Annotated in this window: 23 protein-coding genes; 14 read left to right on the top strand and 9 right to left on the bottom strand. The window is 70.1% G+C overall.

The window, feature by feature from the left end; genetic code table 11:
* The first annotated feature begins 3 nt into the window (after positions 1–3).
* The 4 genes from mtrB (at position 4) to hpf (ending at position 4,938) form a co-directional block, all read left to right on the top strand.
* Complete coding sequence (mtrB, locus tag AC3RXZ_RS04505; RefSeq protein ID WP_243224882.1) at positions 4–1,725, top strand: MtrAB system histidine kinase MtrB; 1,722 nt, start codon at positions 4–6, stop codon at positions 1,723–1,725.
* Positions 1,722–3,425 (top strand): LpqB family beta-propeller domain-containing protein, encoded by a 1,704-nt coding sequence (locus tag AC3RXZ_RS04500; RefSeq protein WP_243224883.1) that lies wholly within the window; start codon positions 1,722–1,724, stop codon positions 3,423–3,425. The genes mtrB and AC3RXZ_RS04500 overlap by 4 nt, the downstream gene beginning before the upstream one ends.
* A 107-nt stretch (positions 3,426–3,532) precedes the next feature.
* On the top strand, positions 3,533–4,312 hold the full coding sequence (locus AC3RXZ_RS04495; RefSeq protein ID WP_491493271.1) for a ComF family protein: 780 nt from the start codon (positions 3,533–3,535) through the stop codon (positions 4,310–4,312).
* Positions 4,282–4,938 carry a ribosome hibernation-promoting factor, HPF/YfiA family gene (hpf, locus tag AC3RXZ_RS04490; protein WP_243224885.1) on the top strand — a complete coding sequence of 219 codons (657 nt, stop codon included), beginning with the start codon at positions 4,282–4,284 and terminating at the stop codon, positions 4,936–4,938. Before AC3RXZ_RS04495 ends, hpf begins: the two co-directional genes overlap by 31 nt.
* Positions 4,939–5,011: 73 nt before the next feature.
* Here the strand turns inward: hpf and AC3RXZ_RS04485 are convergent, their stop codons facing one another.
* Together AC3RXZ_RS04485 and AC3RXZ_RS04480 are read right to left on the bottom strand one after the other, a co-directional pair.
* Positions 5,012–6,349 carry a coiled-coil domain-containing protein gene (locus AC3RXZ_RS04485; RefSeq protein ID WP_491493270.1) on the bottom strand — a complete coding sequence of 446 codons (1,338 nt, stop codon included), beginning with the start codon at positions 6,347–6,349 and terminating at the stop codon, positions 5,012–5,014.
* A gap of 80 nt (positions 6,350–6,429) precedes the next feature.
* Complete coding sequence (locus tag AC3RXZ_RS04480; protein ID WP_491493269.1) at positions 6,430–7,038, bottom strand: PadR family transcriptional regulator; 609 nt, start codon at positions 7,036–7,038, stop codon at positions 6,430–6,432.
* A 177-nt stretch (positions 7,039–7,215) separates the two neighbouring features.
* Here AC3RXZ_RS04480 and secA point away from each other — a divergent pair, with 177 nt between their 5' ends.
* Positions 7,216–10,017 (top strand): preprotein translocase subunit SecA, encoded by a 2,802-nt coding sequence (gene secA / locus AC3RXZ_RS04475; protein WP_491493268.1) that lies wholly within the window; start codon positions 7,216–7,218, stop codon positions 10,015–10,017.
* A gap of 157 nt (positions 10,018–10,174) precedes the next feature.
* Positions 10,175–11,401 (top strand): pyridoxal phosphate-dependent aminotransferase, encoded by a 1,227-nt coding sequence (locus tag AC3RXZ_RS04470; protein ID WP_491493267.1) that lies wholly within the window; start codon positions 10,175–10,177, stop codon positions 11,399–11,401.
* Here the strand turns inward: AC3RXZ_RS04470 and AC3RXZ_RS04465 are convergent.
* Positions 11,292–12,569 carry a CpaE/TadZ family protein gene (locus AC3RXZ_RS04465; RefSeq protein WP_243224890.1) on the bottom strand — a complete coding sequence of 426 codons (1,278 nt, stop codon included), beginning with the start codon at positions 12,567–12,569 and terminating at the stop codon, positions 11,292–11,294. The two genes, AC3RXZ_RS04470 and AC3RXZ_RS04465, sit on opposite strands and share 110 nt — an antisense overlap.
* A complete protein-coding gene (locus tag AC3RXZ_RS04460; RefSeq protein ID WP_243224891.1) occupies positions 12,566–13,177 on the bottom strand; it encodes an SAF domain-containing protein in 612 nt (203 codons plus the stop codon). Before AC3RXZ_RS04460 ends, AC3RXZ_RS04465 begins: the two co-directional genes overlap by 4 nt.
* A gap of 98 nt (positions 13,178–13,275) precedes the next feature.
* On the opposite strand from AC3RXZ_RS04460, the gene AC3RXZ_RS04455 reads away from it, so the two are divergent.
* Entirely contained in the window at positions 13,276–13,551 is a 276-nt protein-coding gene (locus tag AC3RXZ_RS04455) for a helix-turn-helix domain-containing protein (RefSeq protein WP_243224892.1), read from the top strand.
* 21 nt (positions 13,552–13,572) lie between these two features.
* Here the strand turns inward: AC3RXZ_RS04455 and AC3RXZ_RS04450 are convergent, their stop codons facing one another.
* A complete protein-coding gene (locus AC3RXZ_RS04450; protein WP_243224893.1) occupies positions 13,573–14,166 on the bottom strand; it encodes a hypothetical protein in 594 nt (197 codons plus the stop codon).
* Between the two features lie 123 nt (positions 14,167–14,289).
* On the opposite strand from AC3RXZ_RS04450, the gene AC3RXZ_RS04445 reads away from it, so the two are divergent.
* From AC3RXZ_RS04445 to AC3RXZ_RS04435, 3 genes are all read left to right on the top strand, one after another.
* Positions 14,290–14,676, top strand: a complete 387-nt coding sequence (locus AC3RXZ_RS04445) for an Rv3235 family protein (RefSeq protein ID WP_243224894.1) — start codon at positions 14,290–14,292, stop codon at positions 14,674–14,676.
* Between the two features lie 81 nt (positions 14,677–14,757).
* The gene (locus AC3RXZ_RS04440) at positions 14,758–15,306 is read left to right on the top strand and encodes a YceI family protein (RefSeq protein WP_243224895.1); all 549 of its coding nucleotides are present in this window, start codon (positions 14,758–14,760) and stop codon (positions 15,304–15,306) included.
* Positions 15,307–15,362: 56 nt separating this feature from the next.
* Positions 15,363–16,841 carry a sensor histidine kinase gene (locus AC3RXZ_RS04435; RefSeq protein ID WP_243224896.1) on the top strand — a complete coding sequence of 493 codons (1,479 nt, stop codon included), beginning with the start codon at positions 15,363–15,365 and terminating at the stop codon, positions 16,839–16,841.
* 62 nt (positions 16,842–16,903) lie between these two features.
* Here AC3RXZ_RS04435 and AC3RXZ_RS04430 read toward each other — a convergent pair whose 3' ends face one another.
* Positions 16,904–17,152: a WhiB family transcriptional regulator gene (locus tag AC3RXZ_RS04430; RefSeq protein ID WP_243224897.1), complete on the bottom strand. Its 249-nt coding sequence runs from the start codon at positions 17,150–17,152 to the stop codon at positions 16,904–16,906.
* Positions 17,153–17,362: 210 nt separating this feature from the next.
* Between AC3RXZ_RS04430 and AC3RXZ_RS04425 the strand changes: the two genes are divergently transcribed.
* Entirely contained in the window at positions 17,363–17,746 is a 384-nt protein-coding gene (locus AC3RXZ_RS04425) for a hypothetical protein (protein ID WP_491493266.1), read from the top strand.
* 21 nt (positions 17,747–17,767) lie between these two features.
* On the opposite strand, the gene bcp is transcribed toward AC3RXZ_RS04425, so the two are convergent.
* The 3 genes from bcp to aroA are packed head-to-tail and all read right to left on the bottom strand — an operon-like array spanning position 17,768 to position 20,640.
* Entirely contained in the window at positions 17,768–18,244 is a 477-nt protein-coding gene (gene bcp / locus AC3RXZ_RS04420) for a thioredoxin-dependent thiol peroxidase (RefSeq protein ID WP_243224899.1), read from the bottom strand.
* A gap of 9 nt (positions 18,245–18,253) precedes the next feature.
* Positions 18,254–19,324 (bottom strand): ribosome small subunit-dependent GTPase A, encoded by a 1,071-nt coding sequence (gene rsgA, locus AC3RXZ_RS04415; RefSeq protein WP_491493265.1) that lies wholly within the window; start codon positions 19,322–19,324, stop codon positions 18,254–18,256.
* Positions 19,321–20,640: a 3-phosphoshikimate 1-carboxyvinyltransferase gene (gene aroA, locus AC3RXZ_RS04410; RefSeq protein WP_243224901.1), complete on the bottom strand. Its 1,320-nt coding sequence runs from the start codon at positions 20,638–20,640 to the stop codon at positions 19,321–19,323. Before aroA ends, rsgA begins: the two co-directional genes overlap by 4 nt.
* A 49-nt stretch (positions 20,641–20,689) precedes the next feature.
* On the opposite strand from aroA, the gene AC3RXZ_RS04405 reads away from it, so the two are divergent.
* The 3 genes from AC3RXZ_RS04405 to AC3RXZ_RS04395 are packed head-to-tail and all read left to right on the top strand — an operon-like array spanning position 20,690 to position 22,931.
* Entirely contained in the window at positions 20,690–21,352 is a 663-nt protein-coding gene (locus AC3RXZ_RS04405) for a sigma-70 family RNA polymerase sigma factor (RefSeq protein WP_283818069.1), read from the top strand.
* On the top strand, positions 21,349–21,594 hold the full coding sequence (locus AC3RXZ_RS04400) for a zf-HC2 domain-containing protein (protein ID WP_243224902.1): 246 nt from the start codon (positions 21,349–21,351) through the stop codon (positions 21,592–21,594). The genes AC3RXZ_RS04405 and AC3RXZ_RS04400 overlap by 4 nt, the downstream gene beginning before the upstream one ends.
* A 38-nt stretch (positions 21,595–21,632) precedes the next feature.
* Entirely contained in the window at positions 21,633–22,931 is a 1,299-nt protein-coding gene (locus AC3RXZ_RS04395; protein ID WP_243224903.1) for a GNAT family N-acetyltransferase, read from the top strand.
* Positions 22,932–22,952 lie beyond the last annotated feature (21 nt).

The following is a 22,952-nucleotide window of genomic DNA, read 5'->3' as shown; positions in this document are numbered from 1 at the left end:
CGCGTGATCGCGACGAGCGCGACGGCGACCCCGGTCGGGCTCTGGCGCGACTGGCGCAGCTGGCCCGCGAACGTGAGCGCTCTGTGGCGCCGTTCGCTGCGTTTCCGCACCATCGCCATCACGCTCCTGCTGACGGCGACGGCCGTGTTCGTGACGTGCGCGACGATGGCGCTCGTGATCGCGAACGACCTCTTCGAATCCCGCAGGGATCAGGCGCTGGCTGACGCGCGCCGTGCGGTGTCGGTGGCGCAGAGCACGCTGGACTCCGCCGAGGTGGGGGACGACCGCGCGGCGTTCGTCGCACTGTGGCGAGTGGTCCAGCGCGACCTGAGCGGCACCTCCTCGTCCGACCGGATCGCCGTCTTCCAGGGCGACATCGAGCCGGGCGGATACGCTCCGCCCAGCTTCAGCTCGGAGCTGCTCAGCGATGAGCTGGTCAGCCCTGCACTGCGCACCAGGGTGGAGGAGCTCGACGACGTGCAGGCGTGGCAGTCCGTCGCTCTCGACCAGGACGGCACCGAGGTCCCCGGCATCATCGTCGGACAGCAGCTGTTCGTCCCCGAGGTGGGGCCGTACGAGGTGTACATCGCCTACGACCTCGCGGACTCGGAGCAGACTCTCGTTTTCGTCCAGCGCACGCTGTGGGTCGCCGGCACCGCGCTGGTGGCGATCATCGCCGCGATCTCGTGGATCGTGCTGCGCTCGATGTCGGTGCCCATCGTCGAGGTGTCCCAGACCAGCGCGCGCTTCGCGACCGGCGACCTCGGCGTGCGGATCCCGGTGCACGGCGAGGACGAGCTGGCGACCCTGGGGCGCTCGTTCAACGCGATGGCGGACAGCATCGAGGCGCAGATCAAGGAACTGGGGGAGCTGTCTCTCGTGCAGCAGCGGTTCGTGTCGGATGTGTCGCACGAGCTGCGCACCCCGCTCACGACCATCCGGCTCGCCGCCGACATGCTCAACGACCAGCGCGATGACTTCGACGCCACGACCGCCCGTACAACGGAGCTGCTGCACACCCAGGTGCAGCGGTTCGAGACGTTGCTGAACGACCTTCTTGAGATCAGCCGCTATGACGCCGGCTCCGTGCAGCTGGAGCTCGAGGCGACGAGTCTCGCCCAGCTCGCCGAGGACGTGATCGATCAGATGCGTCCGCTCGCGGACGGACACGGCACCGAGCTGCGCATGGTCGCCCCCGGTGGGTACTCGCCGGTCGACATGGACGCGCGCCGCGTGCGCCGGGTGCTGCGTAACCTCATCGGCAACGCCATCGAGCACGGCGAGGGGCGTCCGGTCGTCGTCACGGTCGACAGCAATCAGCACGCGGTGGCGGTCGGAGTCCGCGACTTCGGCCTCGGAATGTCGGCCGCCGACACCGAGCGCGTCTTCGACCGGTTCTGGCGCGCCGACCCGTCCCGGCAGCGCACGATCGGCGGGACCGGGCTCGGGCTGTCGATCGCCCTCGGCGACGCCCGCCTGCACGGCGGTTCTCTGGCCGTCTGGTCGGAGCTCGCGGTCGGCTCGAACTTCGTGCTCACCATCCCCCGCACCCCCGGACACCTCCAGGGCCCTTCGCCGGTCGCCTTGGAGCCCGAGAACGCGCTGGCCGATCTGTCCGACGAGACCCAGCCGCTGCACATTACGCAGGTGCGCTACGAACTGGATGCCGCGGAGAACGGCGCGGTCGACCCGAGTCGTTCCGCGGACGGGGAGGATCGCTCATGAGAACCGCCAGGTCCCTCAAGACGCTCGCGATCGCGACTCTCGCGTTCGTACTGACAGCGTGCGCCGGGCTCCCCACCTCGGGACCCGTGGGCATCGAACCGCTCGCCGGCAACACCGACACCGATCCGCAGATCACCGAACGCGCGTCCGGACCGATCGCGGGGGCGGGGCCCGAGGCCATCGTGGCCGGATTCATCGAGGCCGCCATCACTCCGGCCGACAACTGGGCGATCGCGAAGCAGTTCCTCACCCCCGAGCTCGCGGACTCCTGGCGACCCGGGGTCGGCGTGACGATCGACGTGGCCGGCTCGCGGGCCTACGGGTCCGACGTGGAGTCCCCGGAGGAGGCGGAGGCCGCCACCACCGCCGACGTCTCGGTCGAACTCGATCAGCGCGCGAGCGTCGACGGCGACGGCCGCTACACGGAGGCCAGCGGCGACACAGAGCTCGCCTTCACCCTGACGCGCGACGAAGACGGTGAATGGCGCATCGCCAGCGCGCCGGACGGCATCGTCCTCGACGAGGTCTCGTTCCAGCAGGTGTACAACCGCTATGCGCTGCAGTACTTCGACCAGGGCTGGCGTCATCTCGTGCCCGATGTGCGCTGGTATCCGCGGCGCTCGACGGTCGCGACGACGATCGCCCAAGCGGTCATCGAAGGCGCCCCCAGCGACTGGCTCGAGCCGGCGGTACAGAGCGCGTTCCCGGCGGACGTGCTGCTGGACGGCAGCTCGGTCCCCGTCAGCGAGCAGGTCGCCACCGTCGCGCTGACCGATGAGGCGCTGGCGCTGGACGGGATGACGCTGGCGCGCATGCGCACCCAACTGGAGAGGAGCCTGACCGCGGCCGGGGTCAGCGAGGTGCGCTTCACCGTGAACGGGACCGCGCTGGACGCCGACACGGCAGGTCTCGCGGGCGACGACACGGACGTGAGCACCGTGGTGCTCACCGAAGACGGCTTCGGCAGTCTCGTCGGCAGCGAGGTCACGCCGATCCCGGGCATCAGTGACGAACTGGCGCGGATCGAACAGCCCATAGCCGCGATCGATCTGGCGCAGGGCGAGCGCCTCGCCGCCGTCCAGCTGGCCACCGGTGCGGTGTTCGCGGTCACGGAAGGCCACGTGAACGAGGTGCTCGCGCCGCCGGGGCTCGTGAAGCCCTCGATCGACCCGTACGGCTACATCTGGTCCGCGCCCGCGAGTGACCCCCAGGAGCTGCACGCCTGGACCGAGGACGTCACTCCGCACGACATCGCCGGAGCGTGGCCCGAGGCGTCGGCGATCTCTGCGCTGCGCGTCTCGACGGACGGCGTGCGCATCGCGGCCCTCGTGACGATCGGAGGGCGCCAGAGCATCGTCACGGCGGTGATCCTCCGGGACGACCGGAACATGCCCACCGGACTCGGGCCGATCCACGAGGTGGCCGAGTTGAGCACACCGGCGAAGGGGCTGGTGTGGCTGGGAACCGAGAATCTCGGCATCCTGGTGCCCGGTGAGGAGGCCCTGCTGACGACGCAGGTGGTCGGCGGGCCCGGAAGCGCGCAGAGCGCTCCGCCCGGAAGCGTCTCGCTCGCGGGCGCGAAGTCGCCGGCCGGCGTGCGCGTGCTCGGCTCCGAAGGCACGCTCTTCGCGCCGCGGGTCTCCGCCTGGCAGGAGTTCTACGAGGACGTTCTCGTCCTCGGCACGCGCGCCGGATACTGACCCCACTCGTTCTGCACACGCGGACCGATCGACCCATTGTGCACAGATGCCGAGGGGAGACCTGTGCGTGCGAGCGGCGGATCGATTCCACCCGTCACACTGGCCGGGTGGAACAGGACGCGGCTTCGACACTGCTCGACGAGGTCCTCAGTCTGCTTCTGGGGGCGTCGTGCACGGGCTGCGACGAGCCGGGGCGGCTGCTGTGCGCCTCCTGCCGTGCCCGGCTCGGTCCCGCCCCGGTGCGTCGCTCGCCCGTCTCGGGCATCCCGGTGACCGCGGCCCTGCCGTTCGAGGGCGTAGCCGCCCGCTGCATCCGCGCCGTCAAGGAGAACGGCATCACGCTGCTCGCGCGACCGCTGGGCGCGGCCCTGGGAGCGGTGCTTCCCGATGATCCCGCCGTGCTGCTCGTGCCGGTGCCCACCTCGCGCCGTGCGTTCCGCCGGAGGGGTTACCGCGTCCCGGATCTGCTCATCCGCGCGGCCGGAGGGCGTCCCGTCCGCCTGCTCGGCGCCGCGGGAACGGTGCGCGATCAGCGCGGCCTCGGCCGCGTCGAGCGGGCCCGCAACGTCGAAGGGAGCATGCGCGCGCGTCGACGCGGGGACGGTGCCGAGGTGGTCGTCGTGGACGACGTGATCACGACGGGAGCGACGCTCGCCGAGGCGGTTCGCGTGCTGCAGGAAGCGGGTTTCCACGTGCGCGGCGCCATCGCGCTGGCTGCCACGCCACGTCAGGGTGAACTCATCGGAGACACGGAGGAAATGGGTGATGACATCCCACCGAACGCGGACTACGGTAGGGGGTCACAAGGCGACCACGGTCCGCCCTTGGCCGGGAGGACCGGGACAAGGAGGCACGAATGGAAACGAGCATCGTCGGCGTCGGAGTGAGCATCTCGGATCGCTTCCGAACCGTTGTCGAGGAGAAGATCGCCCGGATCTCCACGCTCGCCGCCCGCGCGCAGCGCCTGGACGTCAAGGTCACCCATCGGGCGTATCGGGGCGGCCGCGTTCCCGACGAGACCGTGGAGCTCACGCTCGTGAGCAAGGGCCCGGTGGTGCGTGCGGAGGCCACGGACGGTGACAAGTTCGTCGCCCTGGACCTCGCCCTCGACAAGATGTCCGAGCAGCTGCGCCGCGCCAAGGAGAAGCGCGTGGACGGCCGCCAGCACCCGCGCGGTGCCCATTTCGAGAAGGGCAGCGGAGCCCTCACCGGGATCGATGTGCAGCCGGCGTCCGCCGACGTCCTGCACGCCGTGGCGACCGGCGCGATCCCGGTGCAGCCGGAGGAGGACGAGACGTACTCGCCGGTCGTGATCCGGACCAAGAACTTCGACGCCGAGTGGATGACCGTCGAGGAGGCGGTGGACCGCATGGAGCTGGTCGGACACGACTTCTTCCTGTTCGTGGACGTGCGCACCGACCACCCGAGCGTCGTGTACCGCCGCAAGGGATGGGACTACGGCGTCATCTCGCTGACGACGCAGGCACCGCCGGAGGAGGCCCTGGCATCCTGAACCTGCGTCTCTCCTGAGACGACGAACCCCCTCGTGTTCACCCGAACACGAGGGGGTTCGTCGTGGTGGCAGGTCAGTCGAAGATGCCGTCCAGGATGCTGCCGATCACGAGACCGCCGAGGATGCCGGAGGCGAGGTCGCCGCCGCCACCGCCACGGCGTCCGCCGCCCCAGCCGCCTCCGCCCCAGCCGCCGCCCCAGTCGTCGTTCTGCTGCTGCGGACGCGAGGAGTCGATGTCGCGCTGCGCCAGCTGGAGTGCCTCCGAGGCGAGCTGAGCGACCCGACGGGCTGTCGCGAGAGCCTGCTCGCGCGTGTCCTCGGCGGGCAGCAGCGTCGGCACGTCCGTGCGCAGCCGCTCGGCCTCGGCCAGGCGGGTGCGCGCGTCGGCGCCGATCCAGCCGCGATGTCCCGCGATGAGGCTGCGGGCCACGCCGAGCTGGCGGTCGGCGTCGTCGAGGGCGTGCTGCACGTGCTCGACCGAGGGCAGGGGGTTCTCCGCCCTGTGCCGCGCCTTCGCGATCGCGTCGTCGAGAGCCGTGTTCGCAGTGCGAAGCCGGCTGAGCTCCGCGAACGGATCGTTGCGGCTGCCGGACGGCGCCAGCGATTCGAGGGCCTGCTCGAGTGCGGCGACGGCCTCCGTGACGGCGGGGACGCGCGGGGCCGTGCGGGCCGCGATGATGTCGCTGCGCGAATCGGCGACGACTTCCGCGAGGGTCGACTCCGCGCGCAGCGCCTCGATCTCGAAGTCCTCGACGGCATCGAGCACGACGCCTGCCCGGCGCACGGCCTCGGTCGCCGTCTCCAGCGCGAGGTTGGCCTCCTCGTTCTGACGGGCCGCGCGGCGCCGCTCGGAGACTTCGGCGCCGTGGGTGGCGAAGGCGACGAGCTGCTCGGCCTCGTCGGCGGCGGCCGCGATCTGGTCCATGGCGGATTCGGAGTAGCGGGCGGAGAGGCGTTCGATGGCGGCACGGGCCTGGGGGATCCGGGCCGTCAGCGCCTCGGCATCCGTGCGCAGCTGCGCGACGACCTGCGGAGCCTGGCGGACCTTGGCGATCTGCTGGGCGAGAACGGCCGTCTTCTCGTCCAGGAGCTGCTCGGCCCATTCGCACAGCTGGGCGATGCGCGCGTTGCGGGTGCGCAACTCCTCCTCGGTGTCGGGGATCTCGTCGTGGTTGAGCTGGTGAAGCTGGAACGCCTCGCGCAGGTGCGTGCGGACGGCGTCGAGGGCGGCCTTGAGATCGGCGGTCAGCGACGCGCCGAGCTCCGCCTCCGCGAAGACGAGCTCGTCGCTCGCCGTGCGGATGCGCTCGTCGGCTGCGACGAGTGCCTGCTCGGCCTTGCGTGCGAGGTCGGCGTCCTGCGCCGCCTGAGCTTCCTGATCGCGCTTGCGCCTGCCCCAGAATCCAGCCATGAGCCGATCCTACTTTCCTTCGGCGATGCGTCGGCTGTGCATCCGCTCCAGGCGAACGGGGCGGAGGCGGAGACCGGCGTTCATGCGCCGACCTTCGCGGCCTGCGCTCTGGCAGGACGTCCGCGTTTGGGGCGCTCGGTCGCCAGCGAGAGCGCCAGGGCGTGCTGCGGATGCGCGGCCAGGCGCTGCTCGGCGTGCTCGAGCCAGCGCATCTCGGCCTCGGCGGCGAACACCATCGAGTCGATCACGAGCGAACGGGCGAGTTCTTCCGCATCGCCGTCCGCGTCGACGGTCGGCGATGCGGCGGTGAGGCTCCGCAGTCGCCGCAGTGTCTCCGCGCGCTGGGCGCGGATGACCGAGGCGACGTCGACCCCTGGGAGGGTGGCGGCGACGGCGAGTTTCATCGCGAGCTCGTCGCGGGTCGCCGTGCCCCGCGTCACGGGTTCGGAAAGCCAGGAGGCGACGTCTGCGGTTCCGGCCGGGGTGATCTGCCAGTACACATGGCCGTGCTCGTCCGGTGCGCCGCGCTCGACCAGGCCGTCGCGCTCGAGCCTCTCCAGGGTGTTGTAGATCTGGCCCACGTTCAGGGGCCAGGTGGACCCGGTGCGGCGATCGAACTCGGTGCGCAGCTGGTAGCCGTAACAGGGCCCCTGGTCGAGGATCGCGAGCAGACTCTGGCGGACGGACATGGGGCTCCTTCGGGGCGGAGGCGGCGCAGCACTGCCGAGTATATGCATACGCGGAAACGTCGTGGCGCGCCCATGCAGGCGACGCGCAGGTCACAGCCCGGTAACATGGCACAGTATGCCCGGCACCGGCTCCATCGGGGCGGCCGGGATCTGACCCAGAACAGGGAGATGACTTAAGTGGCGAATCCTCTTGAGAAGCTGCTGCGCGCGGGTGAAGGTCGCATCCTTCGCCGCCTCAACCAGGTCGTGAAGGCCGTGGGCGCGCTGGAGGAGGACTTCGAGAAGCTCACCGACGAGGAGCTCGCGAACGAGACCACGGAGCTGCGCGCCCGTTTCGAGAACGGCGAGACGCTCGACCAGCTCATGCCCGAGGCATTCGCCGCGGTCCGGGAAGCCGCGAAGCGCACTCTCGGCATGCGCGCCTACGACGTGCAGATCATGGGCGGTGCGGCCCTGCACATGGGGAACATCGCCGAGATGAAGACCGGTGAGGGCAAGACCCTGGTCGCCACCTTCCCGACCTATCTCAATGCCATCGCGGGCAAGGGCGTCCACGTGATCACGGTCAACGACTTCCTCGCCTCGTATCAGGCCGAGCTCATGGGCCGGGTGTACCGCGCGCTCGGCATGACCACCGGCATCATCGTGTCGGGGCAGACTCCGGCCGTCCGTCGCGAGCAGTACGCCGCGGACATCACCTACGGCACCAACAACGAGTTCGGCTTCGACTATCTGCGCGACAACATGGCGTGGCGCAAGGAGGACCTCGTCCAGCGCGAGCATTTCTTCGCGATCGTCGACGAGGTGGACTCGATCCTCATCGACGAGGCGCGCACGCCGCTGATCATCTCCGGTCCCTCGTCCGGCGAGGCCAACCGCTGGTTCGCGGAGTTCGCCAAGATCGCCCGCACCCTGGTCGAGGGCGAGGACTACGAGGTCGACGAGAAGAAGCGCACGGTCGGGGTGCTGGAGCCCGGAATCGAGAAGGTCGAGGACTACCTCGGCATCGACAACCTGTACGAGTCGGCCAACACGCCCCTCATCTCGTTCCTGAACAACTCGATCAAGGCGCTCGCCCTGTTCAAGAAGGACACCGATTACGTCGTCATGAACGACGAGGTCATGATCGTCGACGAGCACACCGGCCGCATCCTGGTCGGCCGGCGCTACAACGAGGGCATCCACCAGGCCATCGAGGCGAAGGAGGGCGTGCCGGTCAAGGCCGAGAACCAGACCCTCGCGACCGTCACGCTGCAGAACTACTTCCGCCTGTACGACAAGCTCGCCGGCATGACGGGTACCGCCGAGACCGAGGCGGCCGAGTTCATGTCGACGTACTCGCTGGGCGTCGTCCCGATCCCGACGAACAAGCCGATGATCCGCAAGGACCAGCCGGACCTCGTCTACAAGAACGAGACCGCCAAGTTCGCGCAGGTCGTGGAGGACATCGCCGAGCGGCACGCCGAGGGCCAGCCGGTGCTGGTGGGCACGGTCAGCGTCGAGAAGAGCGAGTACCTGTCACGCCTGCTCGCGAAGAAGGGGATCAAGCACGAGGTCCTCAACGCGAAGAACCACGCCCGTGAGGCCGAGATCGTCGCCCGCGCCGGGCGACTCGGCGCCGTGACGGTGGCCACGAACATGGCCGGCCGAGGAACCGACATCATGCTCGGCGGCAACGCGGAGTTCCTCGCCGTGCAGGAGCTGAAGGCCAAGGGGCTCGACCCGGCGGAGACGCCGGAGGAGTACGAGCAGGCCTGGGACGAGACCTACGAGTCCATGAAGGCGATCGTGGCCGAGGAGAGCACCAAGGTCGTCGAGGCCGGCGGCCTCTACGTCCTCGGCACCGAGCGCCATGAGTCCCGCCGCATCGACAACCAGCTCCGAGGCCGCTCCGGCCGTCAGGGCGACCCCGGTGAGAGCCGGTTCTACCTCAGCCTCACCGACGACCTCATGCGCCTGTTCCAGTCCGGGGCCGCCGAGGCGATCCTGGCGCGCACGAACTTCCCCGACGACGTCCCGATCGAGTCCGGACTCGTCTCGCGTGCGATCCGCAGCGCTCAGTCCCAGGTCGAGGCCCGCAACGCCGAGATGCGCAAGAACGTGCTGAAGTACGACGACGTCCTCAACCGTCAGCGCGAGGCCATCTACGCCGACCGGCGCCAGATCCTGCACGGCGACGACATCGCGGACCGCGTGCAGCACTTCATCGAGGATGCCATCACCGGCGTCGTCAAGGACCACACCGCCGAGGGGCACAACGAGAGCTGGGACTTCGACGCGCTCTGGACCGAGCTGAAGACGCTGTACCCGGTGGGTGTCACGATCGACGAGGTCGTCTCGGAGGCGCAGGGGCGCAAGGGCGGGATCACGTCGGACGGTCTCATCCGCGAACTGCTCTCCGACGCGAGGATCGCGTACGAGAAGCGCGAGGCCGCGCTCGGCACGCCCGCGACCCGCGAGCTCGAGCGCCGCGTCGTGCTGCAGGTGCTCGACCGCCGCTGGCGCGACCACCTCTACGAGATGGACTATCTCAAGGACGGCATCGGCCTGCGGGCCATGGCGCAGCGCGACCCGCTGATCGAGTACCAGCGCGAGGGCTACGCGATGTTCCAGGCGATGATGGGGCAGATCAAGGAGGAGTCGGTCGGCTACCTCTACAACCTCGAGGTCGAGGTGCGCCGTGCGGGCGACTCGGAGGCGGCATCCGTGGAGGCCAAGGGCCTCGTCGACGGCGCCCCCGAGCAGCGCCTGGAGTACTCGGCGCCCAGCGATTCGGGAGACGTCGAGGTCCGCAACGAGCGCGGGCAGGTTCAGCAGGCCGCGACCGATCGCGTGCGCCGTGCGGCCGCGGCGGCATCCGCCGCTCCCGCGGCCGAGGCCTCCGCCGAGCGCGGAGCCTTCGGTCAGCGCACCGACGGCGGACAGAGCGCCGGTCCGCAGAACCGCGCCCAGCGCCGCGCCGCGGGCAAGAAGAAGTGAGCAGACCGGCCGACACCCGCGCCGCGGGCGAGAAGAAGTGAGCGGATCCGGCGGCCGGTCATCGTACCGGTCGCCGGAGAGGTCCACAGTCGCGCCGGTGGAACAGGCATCGGCCCGACGGCCAGGAGCATCCGCTTCGCGGCGGTAGGCTTTCTCAATGACCCACTCGCGCCACTTCGACCAGTCGTCGAAGCTCAAGAACGTCCTGTACGAGATCCGTGGCAAGGTTCCGGCAGAGGCGGCGCGACTCGAGGCGGAGGGCCACACGGTCCTCAAACTCAACACCGGCAACCCGGCGATCTTCGGGTTCGAAGCGCCGCACCAGATCGTGCACGACATGCTGGCGGCACTGCCGACCGCCCACGGCTACAGCGACAGCAAGGGCATCATCTCGGCCCGTCGCGCCGTCGTGAGCCGCTACGAGCAGATCGAGGGGTTCCCGCCGGTCGATCCCGATGACGTCTATCTCGGCAACGGGGTGTCCGAGCTCATCACCATGACCATGCAGGCCCTGCTCGACGAGGGCGACGAGGTGCTGATCCCGGCCCCGGACTATCCGCTCTGGACGGCCATGACCAGCCTGGCCGGCGGAACCCCGGTGCACTATCTGTGCGACGAGGACACCGGATGGGAGCCCGACCTCGAGGACATCCGCGCCAAGGTCACCCCGCGCACCAAGGCGATCGTCATCATCAACCCGAACAACCCCACGGGTGCCGTGTACTCCCGCGCGGTGCTCGAGGGCATCGTCCAGATCGCCCGCGAGAACGAGCTGCTGCTGCTCTCCGACGAGATCTACGACCGCATCCTCTTCGACGACGCCGTGCACATCCCGACGGCCACCCTCGCCCCCGATCTGCTGTGCCTCACCTTCAACGGGTTGTCCAAGACCTACCGCGTCGCCGGATACCGCTCCGGCTGGCTCGTCATCACAGGCCCGCAGGACCACGCGAAGGGGTTCATCGAGGGCATCACGCTCCTGGCCTCGACGCGACTGTGCCCGAACGTCCCCGCTCAGCACGCGGTGCAGGCCGCGCTGTCCGGAGTGCAGTCGATCGACGCGCTGATCGCGCCGACCGGGAGGCTGCACGAGCAGCGCGACGTGGCGTGGCAGGGGCTCGAGGCGATCCCCGGCGTCTCCTGCGTCAAGCCGCAGGGAGCGCTGTACGCGTTCCCGCGACTGGACCCGAACGTCCACGACATCCACGACGACGAGAAGTTCGTCTATGACCTGCTCGTCGCGGAGCACATCCTCCTCGTGCAGGGGACCGGGTTCAACTGGCCCACCCCGGATCACTTCCGCGTCGTGACGCTGCCGGAGCCGCGGGTGCTCGGCGACGCGATCGAGCGACTCGGGAACTTCCTCGCCGACTACCGGCAGTGACGTCGGCCGCGGTTTCATCCGCGGTCTGCGCGAGCCGTCGGATGCCGGCCACGAGTTGCGAGCGCGGGCTGACGTCGGCGACCGGGCGGGCGTGCAGCAGTGCGGCGTCCGCGGCGCGCTGATCGTACGGCAGGAAGGTCACGTCGGTGATGCCGGCGAAGCGCTCGAGGGTGCGCCGCACCTGTCCGCGCGCATCGATCCCGAGGGGACCCGGGCGCACGCGGTTGACCACGACGCGCACTGGCGCGTCGCCCACGATGCCGCGCAGCTCGGCATGGTCGCGCAGGAAGCGCGCGATGCCGAGCGGATCGGCCGAGGCCACGGCGATCACCTCGTCGGCTGCGGCGAGCACCGCGGCGGTCGCCGCGTGACGCCGGGGGCCCTCGAGATCCCAGGTGACCTCGTCATCGGCCTCGAAGGCCGCGGCGGTGTCGACGACCACGCGGTCCACCCACTCCCGGCAGGCCGTCAGCGTGCCGCGCAGACGCGGGGCGGTGAGTTCGGGCCATCGGCTCGGCCGATTGAGTCCGCCGAGCACCTCGAGGCCGCCGCCCGCCGTCTCGACGACGGCGGCGAGCCGGGTCAGCTCGGAGGCGTCCAGGCCGCCGAGCTCGGCACGACGGCATGCGGCCGCGATCCCCGGTGCCTCGTCGCTGAGCCCCAGCAGCAACGCGATGGACGGAGCGACGCTGTCGGCGTCCAGCAGCGCCGTGCGGTGGCCGGTGCGGACCAGTTCGACCGCGAGCTGGATGGCGACCGTGGATCGTCCTGGCGCACCCTGCGGTCCCCAGATCGCGATCACCCGTGACGACTGCGCGCGTGGCACGCCGGACGAGGGGCCGGGTGCGTCCGTCCTCACGGCGGCGGCGATGGTCTCGGCCGCCGCATCCGACGCCAGCGCCCCGGTGATGCCGAACCGGCCCAGCAGGCGGGACTCCCCGTCGCCGAGGGCGATGATGCGGATCCCGGCCCGATCGCAGGCCCCGACGACCTCGGCGGTGAGCGCGGCCCTGCTGGCCGGCATGATGAGGGCGTCGACCTTCCCGACCGCCGCATCGGGAACCGTTCCGACGGGGACCACGGCCGCGACCGCGAGGCCGAGGTCCTCGAGCTCCTCGGCGAGAACCGATGCCCGCGGTTCCTCGATCGCGATGACCACGACGCTCATCGCGAACCCAGGGGCACGATCGACAGGGCCGCTCCGCCGGTGATGGCCGACAGCACGTCGGCCACGTCGGCACGGTCGATCACGAGCTCCACCGCGGGGCGGTCCTGTGTCATCATCCCTTCGGAGTCGACGAGCGAGGCGACGGTCACGTCGGCCACGAGGATTCGCGGCTCGTCGTACCCCTCCTCGAGAGGAGGCGCCTGCCACAGTTCGACGACGGTGCCGGCGTCGATCTCGGCGGGAAGGCCCACGCTGCTCTCCACCACGATCGTCGTCGTGCGGGCGTCGTCCGCATCGCCGACCGCTGCCGCAGACAGCAGCTCTCCCTCGGCCATGGCGCGGGTCGCGATGTGACCCGCGGTGAGATCCTGCGGCGCGAGGTACTGGTCCTCCGCTGTGCCCAGCGAGACCTCGACGACGCTGAAGTCGGCGGAGCTCAGGGCCTCACCAGGCACGATCGTCCGGTCGGCCCGCAGCACGGGCGTCGTGCTGCGGGAGGCGTCGACGATGAGCCAGACGCCGACGATCGAGAGCACGACGAGGGCGACGCCGATGAAGAACCGGGCGTCGGCCCACGGGGTGCGGCGGGCGCGCGTGGGGGTGGTCATGCAGGACATCGTCACAGAAATCGGTCCAGCCGAGCGGAAGTTATCCACAGGGGTGTCGGTCCCAGGCGCCGATGCCGCCCAGCGTGGACAATAGGAGCATGCCCGAACCGTCCCCGCGCGCTCCGCGCTTCCTCGCCCCTGCCGAGGTCGCCGAGCTGCTGAGCATCGAGGTCGATGAGGTCATCGCCCTCGTCCACGAGGGGCGACTGCGCGGTTCGCAGCTCGGATCTCCGCAGCGCTGGCGCATCGAGGAGAGCAGTCTCGCCGAGTACCTGGACGAGCAGTCCGAGCAGGCAAGGCGGATGGCGCTGTGGCGACAGGCGAACGAGGCGAGCTTCCCGGAGGTCTGGGGCACCACGCCGCACCGCCCGTGAGTCCGCACGCGTGAGAGCGCGTCAGTGCGGGCCGACGTCGATCGCCGCGATGGAGGCGAAGACGATCACGACGTGACCGCGGACGTCCTGTGCACGCCGCGGCGAACCCGCATCGTGCAGGGCGAGATCGAGGTGATCCGCCCCCGCGCGATCGACGGTGCCGTGCCGCCGGTGACCGTCGACGTCTTCGACGGTCAGCGGCACCCGTCGGCGGGCGAGGTCGCGGACCACGAAGCCGAGCGTCATGCGCTCGCGCACCGCCGACGCGGCGCCGGCGGCCGCATCGGGGGAGAGGCTCGAGAGCAGGGCGCCGTGATCCATCCGGATGCCGCGGACGCTCGCGAGCGGGATCAGCGCCGTTCCGCGAGCGGGCGCCGCATCCGCGATCGCGAACCAGTCCGCACCGATCTCCTCGACGACGCCGGTGGTCGTGCGCCCCGCAGGGAGCTCGACGGTGATCGTCGCATCCCTCGCGCGGAGAGCACGCAGCCGCTCGCGCAGCCCGAGGCGGGAGATGCGCAGGCGCTCGGACTCGGCCTCCAGCGCGGCGCGCTCCGCCTCCCATTCCGAGGCGAGCTGCCCCTCGAGGTCCTCGAACAGCCGATCCCAGTGCACGCATCGAGCGTAGGGGAGGCGCGATCCGCATGTACGAGTTATCCACAATGTGCTCGCGAAGACCGCTTTCCGGCCGCGCGACGTGATCTACTTTCGGCACGTCACGCACGAGAACGGCACGACATGACATTGCACGAGTACTTCTCCCCGCAGCCGACGCCGGCGTCGCAGCTGCCCGATCCGGAGCCGCTGCTGCGCAGCCTCACCCAAGGAGCGCTGGAGGTCTTCGCCGGTGTGAGGGAGGTGGACCAGCTGGCCCGATGGTTCAGCGAGGAGGCCTACGCGAAGCTCGTGATCCGCGCCAATCTGTCCGCCCGAGCCCGCAGCGCGCGCAACGTCCGTCCCAGCCGGCCGGTGTTCGAGATCCTCTCGGTGCGGCGGTCCGCGCCCGCCGACGGGGTGGTCGAGGCCGTCGTGATCGTCGCGGGGCCCGGCCGGACCAGGGCGGTCGCGATCCGGTTGGAAGGGCTGGACCGCCGGTGGCGTGCGACCTCGCTCGCCGTCCTCTGAGCGATGACGGGCGAGACGGCGAACGGACGGATTGGTATGCTCATCCGGTTATCCTCTCCCTCGTGATCAGGTAGGAGTCAGATGAACGACCTCCAGAGAGTCAACGGCGACTGGGAGTTCGACGCCGCGCACACGCGGATCGGGTTCTCAGCCCGTCATGCCATGGTCACCACGGTCCGCGGCTCCTTCAACGACATCGCGGGCAATCTGCACGTCGACACCGACGAGCCCTCGAACTCCTCGGCCCAGGTGATCCTCCGTGTCGCCAGCATCGACACCCGAAACAAGCAGCGCGACGATCATCTGCGCAGCGCGGACTTCTTCGACGCGGAGCGATGGCCGGAGATCACCTTCGTGAGCTCCCACATCGAAGAGGTCGACGACAACGCGTTCGCTGTCACCGGCGACCTCACCATCCGCGACGTCACCCAGCAGGTCGTGATCCCGCTCATGCTCATCGGCATCGAGACCGATGCCGACGGGAAGCTCCGAGCAGGATTCGAGGGGACCAGGCGCCTCCAGCGCCGAGACTTCGGTCTGGAGTGGAACGTGCCGCTGGACTCCGGTGGCGTGCTGGTCTCCGAGAAGATCACCCTCGAGTTCGAGATCTCCGCGGTCAAGGTCGACTGACGCGGGGAGGCCGGCCTGACGGTGCAGGGTCGGTGACACGCCCTAGGCTGGGAGACGTGTCAACTCTCAGTGATCTCGTCCTCGCGCAGGGCCGCCTGACCGACAGCGACGTCGAATGGCTGCACCGCCTCGCCGGTGACGGACAGCTCCTCGCCGACCTCGCCTCCGCAGACATCGTGGTCTGGGTGGAGACGGACGACGGCTCCTTCGTCGCGGTGGCGCACACGCGCCCCAGCGGTGCGGCGACGCTGTTCTACCGCGACATCGTCGGAGAACGGGTGCGGCCGCAGTGGCGCACGCAGGTGCAGGGCGCGTTCGACGCGGGGGAGATCGTCGACTCCTCGTCTCCGGACTGGTTCGAGGAGACGCCGACGCGTGTGCGCGCCGTGCCGATCGTCGTGGAGCGCACGGAGCACGGCTCGCGGGTGATCGGCGTCCTCACGCGGCACACGAACCTCGGCGAGGCGCGGACGCCGTCCCGGCAGCAGATCACGTTCGACGACTGCGCGAACGATCTGTTCCGCATGATCGCATCGGGGGAGTTCCCCGACCTCGCTGCTCCGACATCGCCGCGCCGCGGAGCCCCGCGCGCGTCGGACGGCCTGATCCGGATCGACGTGGACGGGATCGCGACCTTCGCCAGCCCGAACGCGCTGTCTGCGTTCAACCGGATGGGCTTCGACGACGAGCTCGAGGGGGAATCCCTGGCCGAGGTGACCACGCGCATCCTCCCCGTGACGCGCCAGGTGGACGAGTCACTGCCCGTCGTGGTGACCGGACGGGCGCCGTGGCGCACCGACATCGAGGCGCGCGGCGTCACCGTGTCGCTGCGGGCGATCCCGCTGCGCGATCACGGCACCCGCATCGGCGCCATCGTGCTGTGCCGCGACGTGACGGAGCTGCGCCACCAGGAGCAGGAGCTGATCACCAAGGACGCGACGATCCGCGAGATCCATCACCGCGTGAAGAACAATCTGCAGACCGTCGCCTCGCTGCTGCGCATCCAGGCGCGCCGCACGCACTCGGAGGAGGCGCGCGAGGCGCTCACGCAGGCCATGCGCCGAGTGGACTCGATCGCGGTGGTGCATGACACCCTGGCACAGGGCCTCACCCAGCAGGTCGACTTCGATGAGGTGTTCGACCGCGTGCTCAAGCTCGTCGCCGAGGTGGCCGCCGCCCCCAACACGCGGGCGCGGACCCGATCGAGCGGGCACTTCGGCGTGCTGCCGAGCGAGTACGCGACACCGCTGGCGCTGGCGCTGACCGAGGTCGTCACCAACGCGGTCGAGCACGGTCTCGCCGGCCAGGAGGGCTTCGTCACGATCGACGCCTCGCGAACGGATGAGAACCTGCGCGTGACGGTCGCCGACACCGGTCATGGACTTCCCGAGGGGCGCGTCGGTCAGGGCCTGGGCACGCAGATCATCCGCACGCTCATCCAGGGCGAGCTCGGCGGCACGATCGAGTGGAAGGGTACTGACGGCGAGGGCACCGAGGTGACCATCGACATCCCGCTGCGCTGGATCAAGAAGTGACTGTCTGACCGGCGCACACGAAAGAAGGCCCCTCCGCGGAGGGGCCTTCGTCACAGGTCGGGTCAGCTGGCGCGACGGGCGCGGGCTGCGCGGCGCTTCAGGGCGCGGCGCTCGTCCTCGCTGAGGCCGCCCCAGACGCCGGAGTCCTGGCTCGTCTCCAGGGCGTACTGCAGGCAGATCTCGGTGACGGTGCAGGTGGCGCAGACGGCCTTCGCCTTCTCGATCTGGTCGACGGCCGGTCCGGTGTTCCCGACGGGGAAGAACAGCTCGGGGTCGACAGTCAAGCAGGCGGCCTTGTCGCGCCAGTCCATGGGGGCTCCTTGGTGTGGATTCGTGAACCAACGACGTTCGATGGCTCTGATTCGGGCGGCGGGGAATCGGGTTCCGCTACCCTGGTGAAGTGATGCGAGCGGATGCTCGCCCCACGCCGCTGTGGGAGCACATGACTGTTAACATTGTGTTACAGCACCCGCACGAAATCAAGGGTTTTGTGCATTCAGATCCGATTCTCAGGAGAAACCGTGCACGCTCCCGGCCTGGCCCGTGCGGCGGCCGCCGTCCTCACCCTGGAAGGGGCGGCCCTTCTCGTCATCGCCCTGATGGAGGTCTTCGGACTCGGCTCGGGCGGCGCCGCGAACCTGGCGACGGCTCTCGCTCTGATCGCGCTGACGCTGATCGGCGCGGGTGCTCTGGTCGCCTTCGCGTTCGGCGCGCTGCGTGGACGCTCCTGGGCGCGCTCCGGGGGCGTGGTCCTCCAGGTGCTGGCGATCGCGCTGGCGCTCGCGTCGCTCACGCTCCAGCCGGTGCCGTGGGCGTTCGTCATCGCCGTCGGCGCGCCCGGCGTGCTGGGACTCGTGCTGCTGCTGGCCAGCGCGCGCCGCGAGGCCCCGACTCGCGAGGAGTGACGCCGAGGGCGACCGCCCGGCTCAGGCGTCGACGCCGAGGATCTTCCGCAGTCGCGCTACGTGACCGGTCGCCTTGACGTTGTAGAGCGCATGCGTGACGACGCCCTGCTCGTCGAGGACGAACGTCGAGCGGATGACGCCCTCGACGACCTTGCCGTAGTTCATCTTCTCGCCCCACACGCCGTAGGCGGTGTGGACCGCGTGGTCGGGATCGCTCAGCAGCGTGAAGGTGAGCGCATCGCGGTCGCGGAACTCGGCCAGCTTCGCGGGCTCGTCGCGCGAGACGCCGACGACGCGGTAGCCGGCGCTCTGGAGCGATGCGATGCTGTCGCGGAAGTCGCAGGCCTGCGTGGTGCACCCCGGCGTCATGGCGGCCGGATAGAAGTACAGCACGACCTTCTCGCCGCGCAGGTCGGCCAGCTGCACGCTCGAGCCGTCCTGATCGAGCAACGTGAAGTCGGGGGCGGGGTCACCGGGGGCGAGGCGCGTTTCAGTCACGTCCCCAGCCTAACGTCCGGACGTCTGCTCGGCCTTGTCGGCGAACGTCTGCAGCAGGCGCTGCAGGGAGTCCAGACGTGCGAGCTCCGCGGAACTGAGCTCGCCGCGCTCGGCCGCCTCGATCAGTGCGCAGTCCGGCGCGTCCGCCAGGTGCGTGCACCCGCGCGGGCAGTCCTCGGCGATGCGCGCCAGCTCGGTGAACGCCGCGAGGATGTTCCCGGGGTCCACGTGTCCGAGTCCGAACGAGCGCACGCCGGGGGTGTCGATGACCCACCCGGTGCCCTCCGCGCTCTCGTAGCGCAGCGACACCGTGGACGACGACGTGTGCCGACCGCGCCCCGTGACCTGGTTGACATGACCCGTCGCGCGGCCGGCCGAGGGGACCAGGGCGTTCACGAGCGTCGACTTGCCCACTCCCGAGTGCCCGACGAAGACGGTGGAGTGCCCGATCAGCGCGGTGCCGATCTCGTCGACCGGCATCTCGTCGCGGGCACTGGTGAACACCTGCAGCTCCAGGCCCTCGAAATGCGCGAGGAAGACGGAGGGGTCGTGCAGATCGGTCTTGGTGACGACGAGGAGCGGGCGGATCCCGGCATCCAGCGCCGCGACCAGGTACCGGTCGACCAGTCGCGGACGGGGTTCCGGATCCGCCGCGGCGACCACGATGAGCATCTGGTCGGCGTTGGCGACGATGACCCGCTCGACCTGATCGGTGTCGTCCGCGCTGCGGCGGAGCAGGGACGTGCGGTCGACGATGCCGACGATGCGCGCGAGCGTGCCCTCGTCGCCGGAGGTGTCGCCGACCACTCTCGCCTGGTCGCCGGTGACGATCGGAGTGCGGCGCAGCTCGCGCGCCCGCGTGGCCGTGATGGTGCGTTCGTCCGTCGTCCCCTCGTCGAGCATCACGGCGTAGCGGCCGCGGTCCACGCCGAGCACCCGCCCGATCTCCGCGTCCACGTGCGCCGGACGCCGCTTGGTCCTCGGGCGGTTGGCCTTCGGGTTCGGCCGCACCCGGATGCTCGACTCGTCGAACTCCTCGAACTCGTCGTCGAGGTCGTCGTCGGGATCGAGCCAGCTCACAGGGCCCCCAGCATCCGCTCCCACAGCTGCGTGAACTCGGGCAGGGTCTTCGCGGTCGTGCCGATGTCGTCGATCTCGACACCGGGCACGCGCAGTCCGACGAGCGCGCCGGTGGTCGCCATGCGGTGGTCGTGGAACGCCGACCACGTACCGGCGCTGAGCTCGCGCGGCACGATGCGCAGACCGTCGCTCAGCTCCTCGGCTTCGCCGCCGAGCGCGCGGATGTTGCGGATCAGAGCCGCGATCCGGTCCGTCTCGTGCAGGCGGATGTGCCCGATCCCGCGAATCGTGGTGGGGGAGTCCGCGAAGAGGGCGAGGCCGGCGATCGTGGGCGTGAGCTCGCTGGCCGCGGACAGGTCGAGGTCGACGCCGCGGATGCCGGAACCGCCGCGCACCGTGAGGTCGCCGTGCTGCCGGCCGGCGTGCGCTCCCATCGCCTGCAGGATCTCGGGCAGCAGAGCGCCGGGCTGCGTGGAGTGCAGCGGCCATCCGGTGACCGTCACGTCACCGCCGGTGACGAGGGCGGCCGCCAGGAACGGCGCGGCGTTGGACAGATCGGGCTCGATCGCGATCTCCTTGGCCCGAGGGACTCCGGCTTCGACGAGCCACTCGCCGGTCGCAGGACGCTCGATGCGGATGCCGCGGCGGCTGAGCGCCTCGATCGTCATATCGATGTGCGGGAGGCTCGGAAGGTGCTCGCCGGTGTGCACGAGGTGCAGCCCCACGTCGAAGCGCGGAGCGGCCAGCAGCAGGCCGGAGACGAACTGGCTCGAAGCCGAGGCATCGATCTCGATGCGTCCACCTCGGATGCGTCCGTGGCCGCGGATGGTGAACGGCAGCGACCACGTGCCCTCATCGTCGATGTCGACGCCAAGATCGCGCAGCGCCGTGATCATCGCCCCCATCGGACGATGCAGGGCGGTCTCATGCGCCGTGAGATGAACATCCTCCGCCGCGATGCCTGCGAGCGGGGCGATGAAGCGCATCACGGTGCCGGCCTGACCGCAGTCGATCGTGACGCCGCCCGTGAGCGCTGCCGGGGTCACGACGAGGTCGGGGCCGAACTCCCGCCCGGCATCCACCTCTTCGATCCCGGTGCCGAGCGCACGCAGCGCCTCGACCATGCGACGCGAGTCGTCGGAGTGCAGCGGGGCGACGAGACGGCCGGGACCGTCCGCGATCGCGGCGATGATGAGCTCGCGGTTGGTCAGCGACTTCGAGCCGGGGACGGTCACGACGGCGTGCACGGCGGAATCGGCGGTGGGCGCGAGGTAGGCGCCACGGACGGAGGCGGGGGAATACCGGTTGTCACTCATCGGTTTCCACTGTAGTGAACGGCGGTGACAACGCCGAGGAGGAGTGGTGATGATCGCGACGGTCGATCAGGATTTCGCGGACATCGTCGGCCTAGACTGGCCGGTGATGGATGACACCGCACCTGCCGACACGGTCGGCGACCCCCGGCGCGAGTTCGAGGCGCAGGCGATCCCGTACATGGATCAGCTCTATGCCGCGGCCATGCGCATGACCCGCAACCCCGCCGACGCGGCGGATCTCGTGCAGGAGACCTTCGTGAAGGCCTTCGGCTCGTGGTCGTCGTTCTCGCAGGGTACGAACCTCAAGGCGTGGCTGTACCGGATCCTCACGAACACGTACATCAACATCTATCGCAAGAAGCAGCGCGAGCCCTTCCAGGGCACGATCGACGAGCTCGAGGACTGGCAGCTGGGCGGAGCGGAGTCGACGACGGCCTCGCACAGTCGGTCCGCCGAAGCCGAGGCGATCGATCGCATGCCCGCGTCCGTGGTCAAGGATGCGCTGCAGGAGCTGCCCGAGGACTTCCGGCTGGCGGTGTACCTCGCCGACGTCGAGGGCTTCGCCTATCAGGAGATCGCCGACATCATGAAGACCCCCATCGGCACCGTGATGAGCCGTCTGCACCGTGGCAGGCGGATGCTGCGGGAGCTGCTGGCAGATTACGCCGCGGAGCGAGGAATCTCCGCGGCCGGTACGAGGAGCAGGAAATGACGGATTGCGGCTGCGAGAAGGCACGCCAGGATCTGGAGGAATATCTCCGCAACGAGGTCTGCAAGACCGAGCATGCCGAGATCCGCGAGCACCTGGAGAACTGCCCCGGATGCCGGGACGAGGCGCTCGTGGCGACGACGCTGACCGAGGTGCTCGCGCGCGCCTGCAAGGAGACCGCGCCGGAGGAGCTCCGCGATCAGGTGTTCGCCAGGCTCCGCGCGGTGCAGGCCTCGGCGCACTGATCCGCCGCGCGTCGGAGCCTGCCCATAGGCTGGGTGGCATGACCGACGCACGCAGCATCCCCGTCGACCCCACCTCCGCCGAGCGGCTGTCCGCTCAGGACCTGACGTATCGCCTGATCGACACCTCGTCGGACGCCGACACCGAGGCGTTCCTCCGCGCCGATGCGCGCGGATTCCTGGATTCCGATCCCTCCGCCGAGCAGATCGACGGAGATCGCCCCGGGCTCACCGAACGACGCAACATCGGCGTCTTCCCCGCCGCCGCCACCGAGGGCTCCTGGCCTATCGCCACCGTCAATTCCTGGGCGACGCCGCTGACGGTCCCGGGCGGGGAGGTCGAGATGTGGGCGATCAGTTCGGTCACGGTCGCCGGCACCCACCGTCGCCGTGGCATCGCCAGGGCGCTGCTGGAGGGGGAGCTGCGCGCCGCTGCCGGTGCCGGCGTCCCCGTCGCCGGTCTCACCGCCTCAGAAGCGACCATCTACGGGCGCTACGGCTTCGCGTCGGCGATCCCGGTGGCGCGGGTGAAGATCGACACGCGACGCGCCGGCTGGATCGGTCCCGACGTGCCCGGCCGCGTCGAGTACATCGACCGCGAGACGCTCAAGGCGCATCTGGGCGCCCTGCACGAAGTCGCACGCACGCAGCGTCCGGGGCAGATCGCCGGGTGGGACGGGCGCTGGGCACGCATGGCCGGGCTCTCCGCCGGGCATCCCTCCGCGACCGCGATCCGCGGAGTGCACTATCGGGATGCCGACGGCGCCGTGCGCGGAGTGCTGGCCTACAAGCTGACCGAGGTCCCCGGGGCGTTCCGGTTCGCGCTCGAGGTGCATCATCTCTCCGCCGTGACTCCCGACGCCCTCGTCGCCCTCTGGTCCTTCGCCGTGCAGCACGACCTGGTCGACACGGTGACAGCCGACCTGCGTCCCGTCGACGATCCGGTGACCTGGCTCGTCGCCGATCAACGTGCGGTCGAGGTGACCGTGCACGACCATGGATGGCTGCGCATCCTCGACGTGCCGGGCGTGCTCGGCGCCCGGACCTACCGTGCCGCCCTGGACGCGGTTCTGCGCGTAGAGGACCCGCTCGGGTTCGCGGACGGCGCCTGGCGCCTGGTCGTCGGCGCCGACGGGCGCGCGTCCGTATCGGCGGTCGCCGACGACGCGCCGGCCGACGCGGTCCTCGACATCGCCGCGCTCTCGGCCATGTGCGTCGGGGGAGTGAGCGCCGTGCGACTGCGTGCGGCAGGCCGGCTGAAGGCGTCCGCCGAGATGGCCGCATCCCTCGACGACGCGTTCCGCGCCGCCGAGGCACCGCTGCTGGCGATCTGGTACTGAGCGCTCGAACGACGAAGCCCA

This window comes from Microbacterium cucumeris, from assembly GCF_058349845.2.
Note: the sequence above shows the minus strand (reverse complement) of the source record. Positions and strands in the feature narration are given on the sequence as shown.

Coding starts and splice junctions, on each gene's coding strand:
- AC3RXZ_RS04500 (WP_243224883.1), top strand. CDS start 1,722: ATGAGAACCGCCAGGTCCCTCAAGACGCTCGCGATCGCGACTCTCGCG.
- hpf (WP_243224885.1), top strand. CDS start 4,282: ATGGAAACGAGCATCGTCGGCGTCGGAGTGAGCATCTCGGATCGCTTC.
- AC3RXZ_RS04485 (WP_491493270.1), bottom strand. CDS start 6,349: ATGGCTGGATTCTGGGGCAGGCGCAAGCGCGATCAGGAAGCTCAGGCG.
- AC3RXZ_RS04480 (WP_491493269.1), bottom strand. CDS start 7,038: ATGTCCGTCCGCCAGAGTCTGCTCGCGATCCTCGACCAGGGGCCCTGT.
- AC3RXZ_RS04470 (WP_491493267.1), top strand. CDS start 10,175: ATGACCCACTCGCGCCACTTCGACCAGTCGTCGAAGCTCAAGAACGTC.
- AC3RXZ_RS04465 (WP_243224890.1), bottom strand. CDS start 12,569: ATGAGCGTCGTGGTCATCGCGATCGAGGAACCGCGGGCATCGGTTCTC.
- AC3RXZ_RS04460 (WP_243224891.1), bottom strand. CDS start 13,177: ATGACCACCCCCACGCGCGCCCGCCGCACCCCGTGGGCCGACGCCCGG.
- AC3RXZ_RS04455 (WP_243224892.1), top strand. CDS start 13,276: ATGCCCGAACCGTCCCCGCGCGCTCCGCGCTTCCTCGCCCCTGCCGAG.
- AC3RXZ_RS04445 (WP_243224894.1), top strand. CDS start 14,290: ATGACATTGCACGAGTACTTCTCCCCGCAGCCGACGCCGGCGTCGCAG.
- AC3RXZ_RS04440 (WP_243224895.1), top strand. CDS start 14,758: ATGAACGACCTCCAGAGAGTCAACGGCGACTGGGAGTTCGACGCCGCG.
- AC3RXZ_RS04430 (WP_243224897.1), bottom strand. CDS start 17,152: ATGGACTGGCGCGACAAGGCCGCCTGCTTGACTGTCGACCCCGAGCTG.
- aroA (WP_243224901.1), bottom strand. CDS start 20,640: ATGAGTGACAACCGGTATTCCCCCGCCTCCGTCCGTGGCGCCTACCTC.
- AC3RXZ_RS04405 (WP_283818069.1), top strand. CDS start 20,690: ATGATCGCGACGGTCGATCAGGATTTCGCGGACATCGTCGGCCTAGAC.
- AC3RXZ_RS04400 (WP_243224902.1), top strand. CDS start 21,349: ATGACGGATTGCGGCTGCGAGAAGGCACGCCAGGATCTGGAGGAATAT.
- AC3RXZ_RS04395 (WP_243224903.1), top strand. CDS start 21,633: ATGACCGACGCACGCAGCATCCCCGTCGACCCCACCTCCGCCGAGCGG.